The sequence below is a fragment of the Microbispora sp. NPDC004025 genome (assembly GCF_053604425.1).
This window is the reverse complement of sequence record NZ_JBSGHN010000009.1, coordinates 260,073-273,688: the sequence shown is the minus strand read 5'-3', so window position 1 is coordinate 273,688 and position 13,616 is coordinate 260,073. Positions and strand designations below refer to the sequence as shown.

The window sequence follows — 13,616 nt, the reverse complement described above, 5'->3', positions numbered from 1 at the left end:
AAGCGGTCGCCGGGCAGCAGGTTGAGCGAGGCTCCCGGCGCCCACACGTACTCGGACGCGGCGTCCACGACGGTGCCGTTCGGGCACAGCTTCGCCTCGTCGGCGGGCGGCCCGATGACCGCGCAGTCGGCGAACGTCATCGTCCGCGCCCACAACGCCACCCCGTCGGAGCCGCTGAGAATCAAGAACGTGCTCGTCGTGGGCGGTCTCGCCCTCGTGCCCGGGGGCGGGCTCGCGGCGCTGCTCGGCTGGCGCGCGGCCGGGTGGACGCTGCGGCCGGTGCGGTCGGTGACGGCGAGCGCGCGGCGGATCGCCCAGAGCCACGATCTCACCGAGCGCATCGCGCACGACGGCCCGGACGACGAGCTCAAGGAACTCGCCGACATCGTGGACACCGTGCTCGGCCGCCTCGCCCGCTCCTTCGACGGCCAGCGGCGCTTCGTCGCCAACGCCTCGCACGAGCTGCGCACGCCGCTGACCATCAACCGCACGCTCGTGGACGTCGCGGTCCGCCGCGCCGACGCGAGCGAGGACGTCAAACGGCTGGGCGAGTCGCTGCTGCTGGTCAACACCCGGCACGAACGGCTCATCGACGGTCTGCTCGCCCTGGCCGAGGGCGAGCAGAAGGTGCTCGACCGGCGGCCCTTCGACCTGACCGACGTGGCCGAGCACGTGCTCGACGGCGCGGCCGGGGAGGCGGAGGCGGCCCAGGTGACCGTGCACCGGCTGCTCGACCCCGCGCCGACGGCGGGCGAGCCGGTGCTGGTCGAGCGGCTGGTGCAGAACCTCGTGGAGAACGCGATCCGGCACAACCACCCCGATGGAGAGGTGTGGGTGTCCACCCGGCGCCGGGCCGACCGGGTGGAGCTCGTCGTCGCCAACACCGGCCTGCCCGTGCCGCCGTACGAGATCGAGACGATCTTCGAGCCGTTCCGGCGGCTGCACGGCGACCGGTTGCGTTCCGAACGCGGCAGCGGACTCGGGCTGTCGATCGTGCGCGTGATCGCCGACGCCCACGACGGCGTGGTCACCGCCACTCCCCGCGAGGAGGGCGGCCTGACGCTCGCCGTCGAGCTGCCCTGTGTCGAATCAAACTTGTCGAATCAAACTTGTCGAATCAAACTAGTCGAATCAGGCTAGGAGAGCGGCTGAGCCGCGCCGGCCACGAAGGCCTCCAGCCGGTGCAGCAGGGCGGCCATCTCCCCCTGGGGCAGGCGCGTGGTGTCGGCGCTCAGCTCCACGCCGAGGGTGCCCTTCCAGCGCATCAGGGCCACGCAGAAGTCGCAGCTGCGCTTGTCCGTGCCGGGGAGCCACTCCAGCTCGGACTCCCCGGCACCGCTGCCGGCGCCGACCGGGTCCTCGCCGGGGCGCAGGTCGTTGAAGCAGCACGACGGGAACATGGGGACGCCCCGGTCGGCGCTCATCCGGTCGACCATCGCGTCCAGGGCCGGCTTGTCGAAGCGGGCACGCCGGTAGGACGCGAGCACCGCCGGATAGGAGCTCACGAGAGTCTCGGGAAGGCTTCCGCACGGTCCCAGGGTGAACAGTCCCAGCTGGTTCAGGCTCGTGACCAGGTTCCGGGCCCGGTCGTCGAACCGGTTGTGCACGATCGGGGTGATCGCGCACACCTCGTGCCCGGTCAGCTCGCGCAGCTGCATGGCGACCGCCACCATCATGACCGTCGCGGTGCTGACGCCGGCATGGCGGGCGAGCACCTGTACGGCGTGGTTGAGCCGGGGCGACGACAGCACGGCGCGCGCGTACCTCGGCGTCGAGCCCGTTCCGGCCACTTTCGGGAACATGGCGGACGGCACGGTGCGCAGTAGCGCCTCCCACTGGGCGATCGACCGGTCCGAGCGGGCCGACGCCGCCTGCTCCTCCCGCACCAGGTCGAGCACCTGCGACGGCGCCGGTCCCGCGATCGCTCCGCGGAGCAGCAGCATCCGCAGGTCGCGCACCACGACGTCGGCCGCCCGCCAGTCCGCGACGACGTGGTCGAGCACGAGCGCCACGTGGCTGACGAGGCCGTCTCGGACCACGAACCCGGCGCGCACCGGCTGCTCGTCGTCGCCGAAGGGCCGTGCGGCCAGACGGGCGACGAGGTCCGCCGCGGCGCCGTCGGCGTCGCCGGGCGCCGCCTCGACCAGCTCGACCTGCAGGGTCCCGGCCGCCGCCACCTCCTGGTACGGCCCGTCGGCGCCGAGCCGTACGAGGGATCGCAGCGCGTCGTGGCGGCCGATCACCGCAGCAAGGGCGGCTCCCACGGCCTGGGGACGGCGCGGGCCGCCCGTGCGTGGCATGGCGAGCAGCCGGGGCACGTTGAAGTAGTGCGCGCTGTCCGGCCCCACCTCCTGGATGGCGCCCCAGATGTCCCGCTGTCCCCACGCGAGCTCCGCTGTTCCGGAACGGTCGGAGGCGAAGTCCACCGAAAGCCGCATGACTCTCCTTCGCGGAACATGTCGCGGGGGATGTGGGAACGCTCCCACGAAGGCTAGGGACCGCCTCCGCGCGGGTCAAGATCCCGTGGCGAGCGCGGCCTTGTCGATCTTTCCGGTGGCGTTGCGCGGCAGGCCGTCCACGAGGACGACCTCGCGCGGGACCTTGAAGTTGGCCAGCCGTTCCCGGCAGTAGGCCGTCAGCGTCTCGGGGCTGACCACCGTGCCGGGGCGGGGCACGACGTAGGCGCGCCCGACCTCGCCCATGCGGGCGTCCGGCACGCCGATCACCACGGCCTCGGCGACGTCCTCGTGGGCGGCGAGCACCTGCTCGATCTCCGCCGGGTACACGTTGAAGCCGCCGGCCACGAACATGTCCTTGGAGCGGCCGGTGATGGCGAGGTAGCCCCGCTCGTCGAGGTGGCCGCGGTCGCCGGTGACCAGCCAGCCGTCCACGACCGCCGCCGCGGTCGCCTCGTCGTCGTCCAGGTAGCCGAGCATGACGTTGTGCCCGCGCACCAGGATCTCGCCGTCCTCCCCCACGGGCACCGGGGCGCCGTCCCGGCCGGTCACCTGCACCTCCACGCCCTCGATCGGCCGGCCGGAGGTGGTGGCCACGGTCACGTCGTCGTCCTCCACCGAGCAGGCGGTGACCGTGCCGCACGACTCGGTCAGCCCGTACGCGGTGACGACCTGGGGGAACAGCTCGGCCCGCAGGCGGCGTACGAGCGCCACCGGGACGACCGAGGCGCCGGTCACCGCGAGCCGCAGCGACGACAGGTCGTGACGGCAGCGGCCGGGGGCGTCGAGCATGGAGACGTAGACGGTCGGCGGCCCGGGCAGCACGGTGATCTTCTCGGCCTCGATCAGCCGCATCGTCTCCTCCGGCTCGAACACCGGCTGGAGCACCATCGTGGCCGCCTTCAGCAGACAGGCGAACACCCCGGCCTTGTAGCCGAAGGTGTGGAACATCGGGTTCACGATCAGATAGCGGTCGCCGTGGCGCAGACCGGTCCGCGCGCTCCAGGCCAGGTAGGTGCGGACGTTCTGGCGGTGGGTGCACATCGCGCCCTTGGACCTGCCGGTGGTGCCGGAGGTGAACAGGATGTCGGCCACGTCGTCGGGGCGCACCGCCGCCGCGCGGCCCCGGGCCTCCTCCTCCGGCACGCGCACGCCCGCCGCGAGGAAATCGTCCCAGCTCGTCGCGCCCGGCCGCGGGCCGTCGTACGCCACCACCGTGGTCAGGCCGGGCAGGTCCGGCGTGCCGGCGGCGTCGACACCGAGCATGGCGAGGTAGCCGTTGCCGAGGAAGCCGTCCTCGGTGAACAGGACCCGGGCGCGGCCGCGGGCCAGGAGCCGGCGGGCCTCCTCGCCCTTGTACCTGGTGTTGATCGGCACCACCACGGCCCCGGCGCGGAGCGCGCCGAGAGCGGTGACGATCCACCGCGTGCTGTTGGGCGCCCAGATCGCGACCCGCTCCCCCGGCTCCACACCGAGCGCGAGGAAGCCGCGGGCCGCCTCCCGCACCCGGGCGTGCAGCTCCGCGTAGGTCAGGCGGGACGCGCCGTCCACCACGGCCTCCGCGCCCGGGAACTCCCGCGCCGCCCGCTCCAGCACATCCGGGATCGTCAGCGCCACGTTGTCGGTCATGTCCGTCATGGTGGCCGTCCCGGCCCGGCCCGTCAGCCGTGGTCCCGCTGGCCGGTACCTCTCCCCCATCCGCGGGCGGGCGGCCGTACCCTCCCTGGGGCGTATCGAGAGGCGGGAGGACACGGTGAACGTGACGATGGATTTCGGCGGCCGGGCGGTGCTGGTGACCGGGGGCACCAAGGGCATCGGCTTCGTCATCGCCGAGGCGTTCCTCGCCGCGGGCGCCGAGGTCGTGGTGTGCGGGCGGAACGAGCCGGACACGCTGCCCGCCGCGGACGGCAGGACGGCGCGCTTCGCCGCCGCCGACATCCGGGACTCCGGGGAGGCGGCGCGGCTGGTGGAGCGGGCCGTGGATCACCTGGGCCGTCTGGACGTGCTGGTGAACAACGCCGGGGGCTCGCCGAACTCCGACGCGGCGACGGTCTCGCCGCGGTTCGTCGAGCGGATCGTGGACCTCAACCTGCTCGCGCCGTTCTACGTGGCCCAGCCGGCCAACCTCGTCATGCGCGAGCAGGAGACCGGCGGCTCGATCATCAACATCGGCAGCGTGTCCGGCGCCGACCCGCAGCCCGGCACCGCGGCGTACTCTGCGGCCAAGGCCGGGCTGCTCGTGCTCACCAGGGCGCTGGCGCTGGAATGGTCGCCCAAGGTGCGGGTCAACCACATCACCACCGGCCTCATCAGGACCGAGGCCGCCGCCTCCGTGTACGGCGAGGACGGCGGAGCGGCGCTGTCCGAGGTGATCCCGATGCGCCGGATGGCGGTGCCGCGGGACGTGGCGAACGCCTGCCTCTTCCTCGCCAGCGACCTCGCCTCCTACCTGACCGGGGCGGACGTCCCGGTGCACGGCGGAGGCGAGGTGCCGGCCCGTTACCTCGTGACCGGGACCGGAGTGACGCGCGGCTGAGCGGCGCGGAAGACGGCACGCCCGGTCCCGGCCGCCTTCGCCGCCTCCGGGCTCACGGCCGGCTCACCAGGCGGCGTTCGTCTGGCCCGCGTTCACCGGTCCGCCCCGAGGACGAGGCCGCTGGTGGGCACCCCGGTGCCCGCCGTCACGATCACGGTGCGCACTCCTTCCGGCTGGTTGACGCTGGTGCCGCGCACCAGCCGCACGGCCTCGGCGACGCCGTTCATGCCGTGCAGGTACGCCTCGCCGAGCTGGCCGCCGTGGGTGTTGCACGGCAGCCGCCCGCCGAGCTCCAGGTTGCCCTCGGCGACGAAGTCCTTGGCTTCGCCGGGGGCGCAGAAGCCCAGCTCCTCCAGCTGCGGCAGCACCAGCGGGGTGAAGTGGTCGTACAGGATCGCCGCGTCCACGTCGGCGGGGCCGAGGCCGCTCTGCGCGTACAGCTGCCGCCCGACCAGTCCCATCTCGGGGATGCCGGTGACGCGGGGACGGTAGTAACTGGTCATCATGTGCTGGTCGTCGCCGGATCCCTGGGCCGCGCCGAGGACGACGGCGGGCGGGTGCGGCAGGTCGCGCGCCCGCTCGGCCGAGACCACGACCAGCGCCTGGCCGCCGTCGGTCTCCTGGCAGCAGTCCAGCAGGCGCAGCGGCTCGGCGATCCAGCGCGACGCCTGGTGGTCCTCCAGGGTGATGGGCCGCTGATGGAACCAGGCCGCCGGGTTGGTCGCGGCGTGCTTCCTGTCCACCACGGCCACCCGGCCGAAGTCCTCGCTGGTCGCGCCGTACTCGTGCATGTAGCGGCGGGCGAACATGGCCACCCACTGCGCGGGCGTCGACAGGCCGAACGGGTTCAGCCAGGCGTACGCGGCGCTGTCGGCGCCGATGTCGGCCCCGATGTCAGGCGCGGTCCCGATCGGGCGGTCCGCCTGGCCGAGGCCGTAGCGGACACCGGACCGCTCGTTGAAGGCCCGGTAGCAGACGACCACCTCGGCGACGCCGGCCGCGACGGCCATCGCGGCCTGCTGGACGGTGCCGCAGGCCGCGCCGCCGCCGTGCGGGACGCGGGAGAAGAACGTCAGCTCGCCCATGCCGGTGTTGCGGGCGACGTGGATCTCGGCGCTGGTGTCGGCGGTGAACGTCACCATCCCGTCCACGTCGGACGGCTTCAGCCCCGCGTCGGCGACGGCCGCGAGCACCGCCTCGCAGGCGAGCCGCAGCTCGCTGCGGCCGGAGTCCTTGGAGAACTCGGTGGCGCCGATGCCGGCGATCGCGGCGGCGCCGGAAAGCCCCGTCATGTCGCGCCCTTCGCCGGGAGCCGTACGACGGCGGTGCCGGTGACGTGGGCGCCCAGGCCGTTCTCGCCGCGTACGGCGATCTCGACCCGGCGGTCCTCGTCGTGCTTGGCGGTCACCGTGCCGGTCAGCGTCATCGTGTCGCCGGGGTAGTTGGGCACCCCGAGCCTGATCCTGATCGCCGTGACGACGGCGGCCGGACCCGCCCATTCGGTCACGTACCGGTCCACCAGGCCGTTGGTGGTGAGGATGTTCATGAAGACGTCCTTCGACCCGCGCTCGACCGCGAGGCCGGGGTCGTGGTGGACGTCCTGGTAGTCGCGGCTCGCGATCGCGGTCGCCACGATGAGCGTGCGGGTCAGCGGGATCGGCAGCGCGGGCAGCTCCTCCCCCACGCTCACCTCGTCGTACGTCCGCCCGTTCATGAGGCGGTCCTTCCGGCGGCGACGACCGCGCCGAGCTTGGCGAGGTCGGCGCTCGGCCCGCCCAGCGTGCCGGAGATCTGCCTGGCCCACAGGAAGTGGCGGTGCACGGGATAGTCGACGTCGACCCCGATGCCGCCGTGAACGTGCTGCACCCGGTGCGCCACGGTCAGCCCGGCGTCCCCCGCCCACCACTTGGCGACCAGCACGGCCGCCGCGGCGTCCCCGCCCTCTTCTAGGCGGGTGACGGCCTGCCACAGGCACACGCGCATCGCCTCGACGTCGATGTAGCAGTCGGCGAGCTGGTGCTGCACCGCCTGGAAGGTGCCGAGCGGACGGCCGAACTGCGTGCGCTCGGACAGATAGGTCACGGCGTGCCGCAGCGCGCCCTGCGCGACGCCGAGTTGCACGGCCGCCAGCGCGACCGCCGCGCGCTCGATCGTCCGCGCGACGGCGCCGTCGCCCGGCGTGCCGGCCGCCTGCGCCGGCGCGCCGTCCAGGGTGAGCGTGGCGGCGAGGTCGTGGGTCGTGGTCTCGGCGGCCTCCCAGGAGACGCCGTCGGCGTCCGCGGCCATCAGGAACAGGCCCGGCCCCGCCTCGGCCGCCGCCGAGACCAGCACGTGGCCCGCGCCGGACGGCGAGGGGACCACCGCCTTGACGCCGCTCAGCCGCCAGAGGTCCCCATCCGGGCGGGCGGCGCAGCGCGGCTCGGCGGGGTCGCCCGGGCCGAACTCCTCCAGTGCCACGGTGAGCCGGGACGAGCCGTCCGCCGCCCCGGGCAGGAGGCTTTCGCGCTGCCCGGGGGTGCCGTGCGCGGCGACCGCGAGCGCGCCGACGGCCGCCGGCCAGAGCGGCACCGGGGCGACGTGACGGCCCTGCTCCTCCAGCAGCACGCACAACGCGCCCAGGCCGAGCCCGGCGCCGCCCGCCTCCTCCGGCAGCGCGATGCCGAGCAGGCCGGCCTTGCCCAGCTCCGCCCACAGCTCCTCGTCCAGGCGGGCCGGGGAGCCCTCCACCGCGCGTACGCGCTCGGTCGTGGCGCGGTCGGCGAAGATCTCGTTCGCCAGGACGCGGACCGCTTCGAGCTCTTCGTCCAGTGTGAAGTCCATCAGTCGTTCTCCTGCGGGCGGAACACCGGAAGTGACAGGCCGGGATCGGCATCCAGCCAGCCGAGGACGACGGGCATGCCGATCTCGACCTCCTCCGGTGCGACGCCGGCCAGGTTGGTGACGAGCCGCGTGCCCTCGTCGAGCTCCACGACCGCGACGATCAGCGGATACTCGAACGCCGGGTGGCGGGGGTGGTGGTTGACCACGAAGCTGTAGACCTGCCCTCGGCCGGACGCCTCGGCGGCGTCCCACTCGAACGAGCCGCAGTGGGGACAGCACGGGCCGGGCGGGTGACGCAGGGTGCCGCAGCCGCCGCACCGCTGGATCACCAGCCGGTGCTCGCGCGCCGCCTCGAACCAGAACGCGTTGTCCCGGTTGATCGCGGGCCGCGGCCGCAGCGCCTTCGGGGCCTGGTTCTTCGGCCGGAACCGGAGCAGGCGCCAGCGCTGCACGGCGACGACCTCGCCGTCCTGGTCGACGTAGGTGCGGACCGTGGTCACGAACCGGCCGGCGCCCAGCGCCGTGCTCTTCTCCGGTGAGATCGACTCCACGACCTCGCGGACGCTCACCCGGTCGCCGGCCACGAGCTCGCGGTGGAACTCGAACTCCGAGTCGGTCGCCACCACCGAGGTGTAGCCGTCCTTGTCCAGCAGCGCGTTCAGCTCCTCGGCTCCGGTGCCGCCCGCAGCGGGAGCCGGGGCGTAGCCCCGCATCGTCCACGCCTGCGTCATCGACGCGGGCGCGACGATCCCGGGACGGCCGGTCGCGCGGGCGGCGGCGTCGTCGAGGTGGACCGGGTTGCGGTCGCCCATCGCCTCGGCCCAGTGCCGGATCATGGGCACGTTCACCGGGTCGGGCCCCTCCCGCAGCGGGACGATCTCCCGTCCGGCGAAGTCCTCGTATTCGCCCGTCATCGGCTCGCCCCGGTCATCGAGTAGCCCTAGGGAGGCCGAGGCCCTGGGTGGCGACCATGTCCCGCAGGACCTCGTTCACGCCGCCGCCGAAGGTGTTGACGATGCCCTGCCGCGAGAGCTGCTCGATCTGCCCGGCGAGCACGGCGCCCGGCGACTCGGGGCGGATCCGGCCGCCCGCGCCGATGATGCCCGACAGCGTGCGCTGCACGTCGATGTGGGTCTCGGTGCCGTAGACCTTGGCCGCCCCGGCGTCCGCGCCCGACAGCGCGTCACGCGCGACCGCGTCGGTCATCTTCCAGTTCATCAGCCGCATCGCCTCCAGTCGCGCGTACGTGCGGGCGAGGTCCCGCTGGACCCACGGCAGCTCGATGGCGCCGTTGTCCCGCGCCCAGCCGGCGACCTGCTCCCAGAGCTGGATCATCCGGCCGCCGAGCGCGGCCAGGCCGATCCGCTCGTGGTTGAGCTGGTGGGTGATGAGCCGCCAGCCGCCGTTCACCTCGCCGACGACCGCGTCGGCCGGCACCCGCACGCCGCTGTAGTAGGTGGCCGTCACGACCATTCCGCCCACCGCCTGGATCGGGCTCCAGGAGAAGCCGGGCGCGTCCGTCGGCACGATAAGGATCGAGATGCCCTTGTGCTTGGGCGCGTCCGGGTCCGTACGGCAGGCCAGCCACACGTAGTCGGCCGTGTTGGCGCCGCTGGTGAAGATCTTGCTGCCGTCGATCACCCATTCGCCGCCGTCCCGGACCGCCCGGGTCGTGAGGGAGGCGAGGTCGGTGCCCGCGCCGGGCTCGGTGTAGCCGATCGCGAAGACGACGTCGCCGGACAGGATGCCGGGCAGGTAGCGCCGCTTCTGCTCCGGCGACCCGTGGCTCATCAGCGTGGGGCCGACCGTGTTGACGGTGACGAACGGGAACGGCAGCCCGGCCCTCTGGACCTCGTCGAAGAACACGTACTGGTCCTCGATCGAGCGGCCCTGCCCGCCGTACTCGACCGGCCAGCCGATGCCGAGCCGGCCGTCGGCGCCAAGGCGCTTGACGATCTCGCGGAACCGGGCGCCGCCGACGCCCTCCTCGCCGACGCGGCGCCGCTCGTCCTCGGGCAGCAGACCCGCGAAATACTCCCGCAGCTCCCGGCGCAGCTCGCGCTGCTCGGGACTCTCACGCAGGTCCATGTCCGCTCTCCTTCACGCGTGGCCGCCCCGGCCGGTCCAGCGGTAGACCCGGTCCCCAGTCCGCCAGCCGTTCATCCGCATCTCCTTCTTGCGATCGGCGATCGTCTCCCGGCGCACCGCTAGCCCTTCCGCTGGGCCGGCAGCGCCTCGGAGATCCACTGGATCTGACGCCGGTCCTTACGCCCTCCGGTGCGACCGCGCAGTAGGCCGCGGTGGTCATGCCGACGCCGCCCTGGGCGTGCCGTACGTGGAACCCGATCAGCTCGTCGGTGACCAGGCTCATGCGGCTCAGCCCCTCGTAGGTGGCCGCCTTGATGACGCGGTCGCGCGGGGTCACGGGCCCGAGCTTCGCCGGGGCGAGCACGTCCGGAGCGTTCTGCCCGGCCTCCGGGGGCGGGGGCGCTGTCCGGGGCGCTTCCTGAGTCATCGGGGATCCTCCACTCCGGTCTTCGAGCTGTCCAGACGTTAGTCAGCGGGACGCGCCGGCGATCCGGCGAATCCCGCTGACCGGGAAGAACGCGATGGTCAGGCGCCGCGCGCCGATGACGCGCACCATGCCGCGCGCGCCGGGGCGGCCGGATGCGACGACGCGTCCGTGCTCACGCGGCCTGCCCCCTGCGGGAGGTGCGGCGGCTCAGCCGAAGTAGGCCTGCCCGCCGTCGAGGGGCACCGTCGCGCCGGTCAGGTAGCGCATGTCCGGGCCCACGAGTGCGACCACGGCGCGGCCGATGTCCTGCTCGCAGCCGCCGATGTAGCCGAGGGGGATGGTCTTGCGGAACTCCTCCGCCTCCTCGGGAAAGGCCTCCGTCCACCGCTTCAGGCCCGGGGACAGGGCGTGCGGGGCGATGTTGTTGGCGCGGATGCCGTCGGGTCCCCACTCGGCCGCCGCCGTGCGGGTCAGCGAGCGCAGCGCCTGCTTGGCCGCCGCGTACGCGCCGTACGTGGAGGGGTCCCAGCGGACCATGGCCGAGGTGACGAGGTTGACGATGCTGCCGCCCCCACGCGCCTTCATGTGGGGATGACAGGCCTTCATGAACGCGAAGGCGGCGAACGGGCCGCTGCGGAAGCCCGTCTGGAAGGCCGCGTCGCTCATCGACAGCAGCGTGCCGTACGCGCCCGTGTAGGCGTTGTTGACGAGGATGTCCACGCCGCCGAACCGGGTCACGACGGCCTCGACCACCGCGGGGATCGTCTCGGTCTCGGTCACGTCGCACGCGAACGGCTCCGCCGTCCCGCCGCGCTCTCGGATCAGCCCGCAGGTCGCCTCCAGCTTCGCCACCGTGCGGCCGAGCACCGCCACGGACGCGCCTTCCGCGGCGAGGGCCAGCGCGATGCCCTGGCCGACGCCTTGACCGGCTCCCGTGACGATCGCGACTTTTCCGTCCAGGCTTCCCATGCGTCTTCCGTTCCGCCGTGTGTTGGACCGAAATGGTGCTGGGACGCGGCACGGAAGTGGGCGGTCCCGCTCACCGGGAACCAGCCTTCACCGCCGCGCGGCTGCGGCGTGCACCGGTCCCGGTCACCGGGAAGTGCGCCGCCGCGCAGGCCGGCGGCGGTCTCACCCCCCGAGGCGGAGGCTCTTGAAACGGGTCGCCTGGGCGGCGATCGCCTTCTCCGTGGGGAGGCGTTCCATGGACGAGGCCCCGAAGAAGCCGGCGATCCCGTCCGTGTGGTCGAGGACGAACTGCGCGTCGTCCGGTTCGGCGATGGGGCCGCCGTGGCACAGGACGATGACGCCCGGGTTCACCGCGACGGCGGCGTCGCGCATCTCCTGCACCGCGGCGGCGGCCTCTTCGAGCGTGAGGGCGGTCTCCGCGCCGATGCTGCCGCTCGTGGTCAGCCCGACGTGGGGCACGAGCACGTCGGCTCCGGCTTCGGCCATCGCCGCCGCCTGCTCGGCGTCGAAGACGTACGGGGCGGTGAGCAGATCGCGCCGGCGCGCTTCGCGGATCATGTCCACCTCGAGCCGGTATCCCATCCCGGTCTCCTCGAGGTTCTGCCGGAACTTGCCGTCGTACAGGCCCACCGTGGGGAAGTTCTGCACGCCGGCGAAGCCCATCGCCTTCAGCTCGTCGAGGAAGGGACCCATGAGGCGGAAGGGGTCGGTGCCGCAGACCCCGGCCAGCACGGGGGTGTCGCGCACGACCGGGAGGACTTCCCTGGCCATGTCGACGACGATCGCGTTGGCGTCGCCGTACGGGAGCAGCCCGGCGAGCGATCCCCGGCCGGCCATGCGGTAGCGGCCCGAGTTGTAGATGATCAGCAGGTCGACGCCGCCGGCCTCGGCGGCCTTCGCCGACAGGCCGGTGCCGGCGCCCGCTCCGATGATGGGCCGGCCGGCCTCGGCGGCGGCGCGCAGGCGTTCGAGAGCTGTCTCGCGGTTCATGTCAATCTCCAGTCCGGCGTGCGCTGATGAGGCGGTGCAGGGCTTCGGCCGCGGCACGGCCGAAGCCCGGATCGTTGATGGCGGCGTCCACGTCGTGGACGGGGACGCCGGTGTCCTTCAGGGCGTCCCGCAACGCGGTGAAGCAGGCGGCGTCGGCGTCGGGGTCGGCGAAGGGGCCGCCTTCGACGTCGATCCCGGAGACGCCCTTCGTCGGCAGGTAGACCTCCACGGGCCCGGTGGCGCGGCTGAGCTTGTCGCCGATCCTGGCCCCCAGCGCCGCCATCTCCTCGCGGGTCGTCCGCATGAGGGTGACCGTGGGGTTGTGCACCAGGAACCTCCGGTCCGCGAACCTGTCCGGGACCGTGTCCCGGGGCCCGAAGTTCACCATGTCGAGCGCGCCGACGCTGACCACCTGCGGGATGCCGGCCCGCCCGGCCGCCTCCAGCCGTTCGGGGCCGGCGGTGAGGACGCCGCCGACCAGGTCGTCCGCCAGCTCGGTGGTGGTCAGGTCGAGGACGCCGTCGAGCATGCCGGACGCGGCGAGGGCCTCCATGGCCCGCCCGCCGGACCCCGTGGCGTGGAAGACCAGCACCTCGTAGCCGAGGCCGGTCAGATGGTCGCGGGCCTCGTCGACGGCGGGCGTGGTGAGCCCGAACATCGTGGCCCCGATCAGCTTCCGCTCGTCACCGCTGTCGGTGCCGCTCTTCGTGCCGGTCTCGCCGCGGACCCGCGCGTACCGCTGGGCCATGCCGGCCACGGCGGCCGCGGCGTTGCCCAGAACCGCCCGCGAGAGCCGGTTGATGCCGGAGATGTCCACGACGGAGTACATGAGGGTGACGTCGGCGTCCCCGACGTAGGGGCGGACGTCGCCCGAGGCCATGGTCGAGACCAGCAGCTTGGGCACTCCGACGGGCAGCGCCTGGAGCGCCCGGGCGGCGACCGACGAGCCGCCGGAGCCGCCGATCGCGAGCAGCCCGTCGAGGCGGCCCTCCTCGAACAGCCGCCGGACGATCACGGCGGCGCCGGTCGCCATCGCGTCCATCGCGGCGCCGCGGTCGCGGGCGGCGCGGAGCCGGTCGAGCTCGACGCCCGCCGCCCGGGCCACCTCGTCCGCGCCGATGCCGGCGAGGTCCGCCCCGTGGGCGAAGGTGCCGACGTCGACCAGGAGCACCTCGCAGCCCGCCTCGCGCAGCTCGTCGCGGACCCAGCGGTACTCCTCGGCCTTGGTGTCCAGTGTTCCCAGCAGCACTACCGTCGCCACCGCGACCTCCTGTCGTCATCGACCTGCGCGTACGGTCGACGATGTCCGGCCGTGGCCGAATCGGCCAGG

General features: G+C 73.4%; 12 protein-coding genes. 2 read left to right on the top strand and 10 right to left on the bottom strand.

The window, feature by feature from the left end; all coding sequences use genetic code 11:
• Positions 1-21 precede the first annotated feature (21 nt).
• Positions 22-1,140, top strand: a complete 1,119-nt coding sequence (locus ACWEQG_RS23385; RefSeq protein WP_452287691.1) for a sensor histidine kinase — start codon at positions 22-24, stop codon at positions 1,138-1,140.
• On the opposite strand, the gene ACWEQG_RS23380 is transcribed toward ACWEQG_RS23385, so the two are convergent.
• Together ACWEQG_RS23380 and ACWEQG_RS23375 are read right to left on the bottom strand one after the other, a co-directional pair.
• The gene (locus tag ACWEQG_RS23380; RefSeq protein ID WP_452287689.1) at positions 1,137-2,438 is read right to left on the bottom strand and encodes a condensation domain-containing protein; all 1,302 of its coding nucleotides are present in this window, start codon (positions 2,436-2,438) and stop codon (positions 1,137-1,139) included. The two genes, ACWEQG_RS23385 and ACWEQG_RS23380, sit on opposite strands and share 4 nt — an antisense overlap.
• A gap of 75 nt (positions 2,439-2,513) precedes the next feature.
• On the bottom strand, positions 2,514-4,085 hold the full coding sequence (locus ACWEQG_RS23375; protein WP_452287687.1) for a FadD3 family acyl-CoA ligase: 1,572 nt from the start codon (positions 4,083-4,085) through the stop codon (positions 2,514-2,516).
• A gap of 124 nt (positions 4,086-4,209) precedes the next feature.
• On the opposite strand from ACWEQG_RS23375, the gene ACWEQG_RS23370 reads away from it, so the two are divergent.
• The gene (locus ACWEQG_RS23370; RefSeq protein WP_452287685.1) at positions 4,210-4,992 is read left to right on the top strand and encodes an SDR family oxidoreductase; all 783 of its coding nucleotides are present in this window, start codon (positions 4,210-4,212) and stop codon (positions 4,990-4,992) included.
• A 92-nt stretch (positions 4,993-5,084) separates the two neighbouring features.
• On the opposite strand, the gene ACWEQG_RS23365 is transcribed toward ACWEQG_RS23370, so the two are convergent.
• The 8 genes from ACWEQG_RS23365 to ACWEQG_RS23330 all read right to left on the bottom strand — a co-directional run bounded on the left by ACWEQG_RS23365 (position 5,085) and on the right by ACWEQG_RS23330 (position 13,547).
• Positions 5,085-6,284, bottom strand: a complete 1,200-nt coding sequence (locus ACWEQG_RS23365; protein WP_452287683.1) for a lipid-transfer protein — start codon at positions 6,282-6,284, stop codon at positions 5,085-5,087.
• Complete coding sequence (locus tag ACWEQG_RS23360; protein WP_452287681.1) at positions 6,281-6,706, bottom strand: MaoC family dehydratase; 426 nt, start codon at positions 6,704-6,706, stop codon at positions 6,281-6,283. Before ACWEQG_RS23360 ends, ACWEQG_RS23365 begins: the two co-directional genes overlap by 4 nt.
• Complete coding sequence (locus ACWEQG_RS23355; protein WP_452287679.1) at positions 6,703-7,812, bottom strand: acyl-CoA dehydrogenase family protein; 1,110 nt, start codon at positions 7,810-7,812, stop codon at positions 6,703-6,705. The genes ACWEQG_RS23360 and ACWEQG_RS23355 overlap by 4 nt, the downstream gene beginning before the upstream one ends.
• Complete coding sequence (locus ACWEQG_RS23350) at positions 7,812-8,726, bottom strand: FAS1-like dehydratase domain-containing protein (protein ID WP_452287677.1); 915 nt, start codon at positions 8,724-8,726, stop codon at positions 7,812-7,814. Before ACWEQG_RS23350 ends, ACWEQG_RS23355 begins: the two co-directional genes overlap by 1 nt.
• Positions 8,727-8,739: 13 nt before the next feature.
• Complete coding sequence (locus ACWEQG_RS23345) at positions 8,740-9,900, bottom strand: acyl-CoA dehydrogenase family protein (RefSeq protein WP_452287675.1); 1,161 nt, start codon at positions 9,898-9,900, stop codon at positions 8,740-8,742.
• A 634-nt stretch (positions 9,901-10,534) separates the two neighbouring features.
• Positions 10,535-11,296: an SDR family NAD(P)-dependent oxidoreductase gene (locus ACWEQG_RS23340; RefSeq protein ID WP_452287672.1), complete on the bottom strand. Its 762-nt coding sequence runs from the start codon at positions 11,294-11,296 to the stop codon at positions 10,535-10,537.
• A gap of 162 nt (positions 11,297-11,458) precedes the next feature.
• Positions 11,459-12,286 (bottom strand): phosphoenolpyruvate hydrolase family protein, encoded by an 828-nt coding sequence (locus tag ACWEQG_RS23335; protein ID WP_452287670.1) that lies wholly within the window; start codon positions 12,284-12,286, stop codon positions 11,459-11,461.
• A gap of 1 nt (position 12,287) precedes the next feature.
• Positions 12,288-13,547: a Tm-1-like ATP-binding domain-containing protein gene (locus ACWEQG_RS23330; RefSeq protein WP_452287668.1), complete on the bottom strand. Its 1,260-nt coding sequence runs from the start codon at positions 13,545-13,547 to the stop codon at positions 12,288-12,290.
• Between the last annotated feature and the right edge of the window lie 69 nt (positions 13,548-13,616).